Origin of the sequence: Kitasatospora sp. NPDC057512, from assembly GCF_042802135.1 — a bacterium.
Classification (GTDB): domain Bacteria; phylum Actinomycetota; class Actinomycetes; order Streptomycetales; family Streptomycetaceae; genus Kitasatospora.
Genome location: NZ_JBHVET010000603.1, coordinates 1 through 5,509 on the forward strand (window position 1 = coordinate 1; position 5,509 = coordinate 5,509).

General features: G+C 74.0%; 5 protein-coding genes. 4 read left to right on the forward strand and 1 reads right to left on the reverse strand.

Annotated features, from left to right (window positions below; translation table 11 throughout):
* Window positions 1–22: 22 nt before the first annotated feature.
* The gene (locus ACFU6K_RS30075) at window positions 23–1,816 is read right to left on the reverse strand and encodes an AMP-dependent synthetase/ligase (RefSeq protein ID WP_380668302.1); all 1,794 of its coding nucleotides are present in this window, start codon (window positions 1,814–1,816) and stop codon (window positions 23–25) included.
* 323 nt (window positions 1,817–2,139) lie between these two features.
* On the opposite strand from ACFU6K_RS30075, the gene ACFU6K_RS30080 reads away from it, so the two are divergent.
* From ACFU6K_RS30080 to ACFU6K_RS30095, 4 genes are all read left to right on the forward strand, one after another.
* Entirely contained in the window at window positions 2,140–2,574 is a 435-nt protein-coding gene (locus tag ACFU6K_RS30080) for an SRPBCC family protein (RefSeq protein ID WP_049657553.1), read from the forward strand.
* 25 nt (window positions 2,575–2,599) lie between these two features.
* Window positions 2,600–3,772 (forward strand): ArsA family ATPase, encoded by a 1,173-nt coding sequence (locus ACFU6K_RS30085; RefSeq protein WP_380668304.1) that lies wholly within the window; start codon window positions 2,600–2,602, stop codon window positions 3,770–3,772.
* A 161-nt stretch (window positions 3,773–3,933) separates the two neighbouring features.
* Entirely contained in the window at window positions 3,934–4,362 is a 429-nt protein-coding gene (locus ACFU6K_RS30090; protein WP_380668306.1) for a DUF5304 family protein, read from the forward strand.
* A 191-nt stretch (window positions 4,363–4,553) separates the two neighbouring features.
* Window positions 4,554–5,498: an ROK family glucokinase gene (locus ACFU6K_RS30095; RefSeq protein WP_380668308.1), complete on the forward strand. Its 945-nt coding sequence runs from the start codon at window positions 4,554–4,556 to the stop codon at window positions 5,496–5,498.
* Window positions 5,499–5,509: the final 11 nt, after the last annotated feature.

Consider the following 5,509-nt stretch of genomic DNA (forward strand, 5'->3'; position numbering starts at 1 on the left):
CCTTCGGCGTACCGGCGCGGCCCTACTTCCGGTACAGGGCCTCGATCTCGGCGGCGTAGTCCTTCAGCACGACGTTGCGCTTGAGCTTGAGCGAGGGCGTCAGGTGGCCGCTCTCCTCGGAGAACTCGGTGTCCAGCAGGCGGAACTTCTTGACCGCCTCGGCGTGCGAGACGGCCGCGTTGCCGTCGTCCACCGCGCTCTGGAGGGCGGCCAGCAGGTCCGGGTCGGCGGCGAGGTCGGCGACGGTGGCGTCGGCGGGCTTGCCGTTGAGCTCCTTCCACTTCGGGAAGAAGTCCGGGTCGACGGTGATCAGGCAGGCGATGAAGGGCTTGCGGTCGCCGACCACCATGACCTCGCCGACCAGGGCGTGGGCCCGGATCCGGTCCTCGATCACGGCGGGGGCGACGTTCTTGCCGCCGGCCGTGACGATGATCTCCTTCTTGCGGCCGGTGATGGTCAGGTAGCCCTCGGAGTCCAGCGAGCCGAGGTCACCGGTGGCGAACCAGCCGTCCTTGAAGGCGTCCGCGGTGGCCTGCGGGTTGTTCCAGTAGCCGGTGGAGATGTGCGGGCCCTTGAGCAGGACCTCGCCGTCCTCGGCGATCCGGACGGAGCAGCCGGGCACCGGCTGGCCGACCGTGCCGATCTTCGGCTCGGCGCACTCGTTGAAGGCGGTGGCGGCGCAGGTCTCCGTCAGGCCGTAGCCCTCCAGGACGGTGAAGCCGATGCCGCGGTAGAAGTGGCCCAGGCGCTCGCCGAGCGGGGCGCCGCCGGAGATGGCGTGGGTGGCCCGGCCGCCGAGGGCGGCGCGCAGCTTGCTGTAGACCAGCTTGTCGAAGACCGCGTGCTTGAGCCGCAGCACCAGGCCCGCGCCGCCCGCGTCCAGCGCCCGGCTGTAGGCGATCGCGGTGTCGGCGGCCTTGTCGAAGATCTTGCCCTTGCCGTCGGCCTGGGCCTTGGCGCGGGCGGTGTTGTAGACCTTCTCGAACACTCTGGGCACGCCCAGGATCAGGGTCGGCTTGAAGGAGGCCAGCTCGGCGGTGACGTTCCGGACGTCGGAGACGTGGCCGAGCTTGATCGGCGCCATCATCGGGGCGATCTCGACGATCCGGGCGAACACGTGGGCCAGCGGCAGGAAGAGCAGGACCGAGCTCTCGCCGGTGTGGAACAGCGGGGCCAGGCGCTCGACCACGTTGCCGCACTCGGCCAGGAAGTTGCCGTGGGTCAGCTGGCAGCCCTTCGGGCGGCCTGTGGTGCCCGACGTGTAGACGATGGTGGCGATGTCGTCGGGGCCGGCGGTCCGGCGGCGCTCGTGGACCGTCGCGTCCGGGACGTCCTGCCCGGCCTCGGCCAGCGCGGCGATCGCCCCGCCGTCGATCTGCCAGCTGTGCGCCAGGCCCGGCAGCCGGTCGCGGACCTCGGCGACCACCCCGACGTGCTGGTCGGTCTCGGTGATCACGGCGACCGCGCCCGAGTCGCCGAGGATCCACTCGACCTGCTCGGCGGAGGAGGTCTCGTACACCGGCACGACGATCGCGCCGGCCGTCCAGATCGCGAAGTCCAGCAGCGTCCACTCGTAGCGGGTGCGGGACATGATGGCCACCCGGTCGCCGGGCTCGATGCCCGCGGCGATCAGGCCCTTCGCGGCGGCGTGCACCTCGGCCAGGAACTGGACCGACGTCAACTCCTGCCAGTGGCCGTCCACCTTGCGGCTGAGCACGGCGACGTCCGGGTGCTCCTCGGCGTTCCGGTGCACCGGGTCGGCGAGGTTGCCGCCGCTCGGTACCTGGTAGAGGGCCGGAAGGCTGAAGTCGAGCAAGACTGCTCCTCGTTCGCGACGCTGCGGGACGGCAGGACGTTACTGCCCGGTAGGCAGCTTCGACCAGAGGGGTCGGCTCCGGTGTTCGAAGTGTCACACCCGGCCGGGTCCGACCTGGCCGTGACCGGGTCGTTCGAATGGCACCCTACGACAGCGCAGGGCGACCGGCCGGTAACATGCCCGGCCGCCCGGCGCCCGCCGGTCCCTCGGCCGCCCCGCGCCGCCGCGCCGCCCACCGGGCGCGATAGCCTGCTCCGGGCGGACCGGGCCGAGCGCGCCCCGGCCGGACCGGCAGGCAGAGGGACGAGGCGGAGGGCCATTCCATGGCGGAGCACACCAGGTCGAGCATCACCATCGACGCGACCCCGGCCACGGTCATGGCGGTGATCGCCGACTTCGCCGCCTACCCGGCCTGGACCGGCGAGGTCAAGGAGATCGAGGTCCTGGGCACCGGCGAGGACGGCCGCGCCGCCGAGGTCCGACTGCTGCTCGACGCCGGCGCCATCCGCGACGAACACGTCCTCGCCTACACCTGGGACGGCGACCGCGAGGTCTCCTGGACCCTCGTCCGCAGCCAGATGCTCCGCTCGCTGGACGGCTCCTACACCCTCGCCCCGCTCGCCGGCGGCCGCACCGAGGTGACCTACCAGCTCGCCGTGGACGTCAAGATCCCGATGCTCGGCATGATCAAGCGCAAGGCCGAGAAGGTCATCATCGACCGCGCCCTGGCCGGTCTGAAGAAGCGCGTCGAAGGCTGACACGACCGAACGGGGGCCGCACGGCATGACGGCGACACGCACCATCCTGGTCAGCGGCGACGCTGGCGCACCCACGGTGGCCGCCGCCACCGCCCTGCACGCCGCCCGGCGCGGCCACCGCACCTGGCTGCTGGCCGCCGACGACCCGCACCGTGCCCTGGACTCCGCCCTCGGCACCCGGCTGGAGCCCGAACCGCTCCAGCACGCACCGGGCCTGACCGTCTCCCGGATCGACGAGCAGGCCGCCTTCCGCTACGCCGTCGGCGCGCTCACCGGCCGGCTCAAGCCCGCCCTCGACCTGCTCGGGGCCGAACAGCTCGACCCCGAGGAGCTCACCGCCCTCCCCGGCATCGCCCGGCTCGCCCTGCTGCGCGCCCTGCCCGCCGCCGACCAGGACGTCCTGGTCGTGCTCGCCCCGCCGCCCGCCGAGCTGATCGCCACCCTCGCCCTGCCCGAACAGCTCGCCCGCTACCTGGACCGGCTCGTCCCCGAGCAGCGGCAGGCCGCCCGGGCGCTGCGCCCGCTGCTGGCCGGGCTGGCCGGCGTCCCGATGCCCGCCGACTGGCTGTACGAGGGGCGCACCAAGGCCGCCGCGGCACTGGCCGAGTCCCGCGCCGCGATCACCGACCCCGGCACCAGCGTCCGGCTGGTCGTCCCGGCGGACGGCCACCCGTACGGGGAGCTGCGCCGGATCCGGGCCGGGCTCGCCCTGCACGGGCACCGGCCGGACGCCGTGGTGGTGCACGGCGCGCTGCCCGGGGCCGCCGCCTCCTCGCCCGACCCCTGGCTGGCCGAGCTGGCCCGCCGCCGGCAGGAGGAGCTGACCGGGCTCGCCGCCGAGACCGACGCCCCGGTGCTGGTCGCCGGGCTGGACGACGTGACCCTGGAGGCCGTCGCCGACCGGCTCTACGGCGACGGGGACGGGCCCGAGCGGCTCGCCCCCGAGCCCTGGCCGGTCGAGGACCGGCTCGCCGAGGAGGGCCTGCTGGTCTGGCACCTCGACCTGCCCGGCGCCGACCGCTCCGAGCTGGACCTGGTCCGCCGGGGCGACGACCTGGTCGTCGGGCTCGGCACCCACCGCCGGGTGCTCACCCTGCCGTCCGCGCTGCGCCGCTGCACGGTGGCCGGGGCGGGGCTGCACGACGGGGTGCTCTCGGTGCGGTTCGCGCCGGACCCGGCGCTCTGGCCCCGGGGCTGACGGGGGGTTCGGCGGGGCTCAGACGGGGCTCCGGCGGGCCCCGGGCCGGGGCTCCGGCGGGTCCTGGGCCGGGTTCGGCGGCTTTCCGGGCGGCCCGGCCGGTCGGGTAGCGTCGGGCCGGAGGGCCGCGGGGTGCGGCCACGGCTGAGGAGGCGCCCGCGATGACCAGCACCGACGACCGCACCGAGCCCGGCGGCCGGCAGGACGGCGAGCAGGGCGGCCAGGGGCACCCGTTCGGGCCGGAGCTGGGCCCGCTGGTGGACGAGGTGCGCCGGTTCGCCGGTGCGCTCGGCGACAAGGCCCAGGAGGCGAGCGCCACCACCCTGATCACCCTCTCCGGGCTGGCCGACAAGCTGCGCACCCAGCAGCCGGAGGTCTACTCCCACCTCGCCGCCGCCGGCACCGGGCTGGCCGCCGCGGGCACCGAGCTGCTGGCCGCCTACCGCGCCGCCGTGGCCGGGCACGAGAGCCGCTGGACCGCCGGGCAGGGCGCGCCGACGGAGAAGATCGACCTCGACGGCGACAACGATGGCGACGGAGGCCGTGGCTCCGGCGTTGACGAGGCTGACGGGCCGTCCGCCAAGCAGTGAAACCGTGACTTTCGGAGGGTGATCGCGCTGCTCTCGTACGTCACGAAGAAGGAGATTAGATACGACTTTTGAAGCATCCCGGCCGCGTCGGCCCAGAGTTGTCTTCGGATAATGTATGCGAGGCTGTGTACGGGGGCCGGGTTGGGCGGTAGCGTTCCGTCCAGCGGAACGAGTGAATAGCTGAGGGACACATGGCTCTGACCATCGGCGTCGATGTCGGCGGGACCAAGATCGCGGCAGGCGTGGTCGACGAGGCGGGCGCGATCCTGGCCCGGACCAGGGTGCCCACCCCGGCCGACCCGCAGTGGGCGGTCGACGCCATCGCGCAGGCCGTGCGCGAGCTCAAGGACGAGCACCCCGACGTCACGGCGGTGGGCGTCGGCGCCCCCGGCTTCGTCGACAGCAACCGCTCCACGGTGATCTTCGCCCCCAACATCGACTGGGAGAACGAGCCGCTGCGCGGGCGGATCGAGGAGCTCACCGGCCTGTCCACCGTCGTCGAGAACGACGCCAACTGCGCGGCCTGGGCCGAGTTCCGCTTCGGCGCGGCCGCCGACCACCACGACATGGTGCTGATCACCGTCGGCACCGGCATCGGCGGCGGCATCGTCCTGGACGGCCGGCTGCACCGCGGCCGCTTCGGCGTGGCCGGTGAGATCGGCCACCTCAACATGGTCCCCGACGGCCTGACCTGCGGCTGTGGCGGCAAGGGCTGCTGGGAGCAGTACGGCTCCGGGCGCGCGCTGCGCCGCTACGGCCGGGAGAAGGCCGCCGCCGACCCGCAGCGCGGCCACCGGATGCTGGAGCTCAACGACGGCGTGGCCGAGACCATCCGCGGCATCCACATCACCCAGGCCGCCGAGGAGGGCGACCCGCTCGCCCTGGAGTGCTACGCCGAGCTGTCCGACTGGCTGGGCCGCGGCATGGCCGACCTCGCCGCGCTGTTCGACCCGGCCGTCTTCGTGCTCGGCGGCGGCGTCTCCGACTCCGGCCGACTGCTGCTCGACCCGGTCGCCAAGGCCTTCGAGCACTACCTCACCGGCGGGGTGCACCGGCCGCGCGCCGAGGTCGTCCTGGCCTCGATGGGCTCCGCCGCCGGCATCGTCGGCGCCGCGGACCTCGCCCGCGTCCCGTAACCGCCGCACCC

Excerpts from the sequence above, each read along its gene's own strand:
- ACFU6K_RS30090 (WP_380668306.1), top strand. The coding sequence starts at position 3,934 with ATGACCAGCACCGACGACCGCACCGAGCCCGGCGGCCGGCAGGACGGC.
- ACFU6K_RS30085 (WP_380668304.1), top strand. The coding sequence starts at position 2,600 with ATGACGGCGACACGCACCATCCTGGTCAGCGGCGACGCTGGCGCACCC.
- ACFU6K_RS30080 (WP_049657553.1), top strand. The coding sequence starts at position 2,140 with ATGGCGGAGCACACCAGGTCGAGCATCACCATCGACGCGACCCCGGCC.
- ACFU6K_RS30095 (WP_380668308.1), top strand. The coding sequence starts at position 4,554 with ATGGCTCTGACCATCGGCGTCGATGTCGGCGGGACCAAGATCGCGGCA.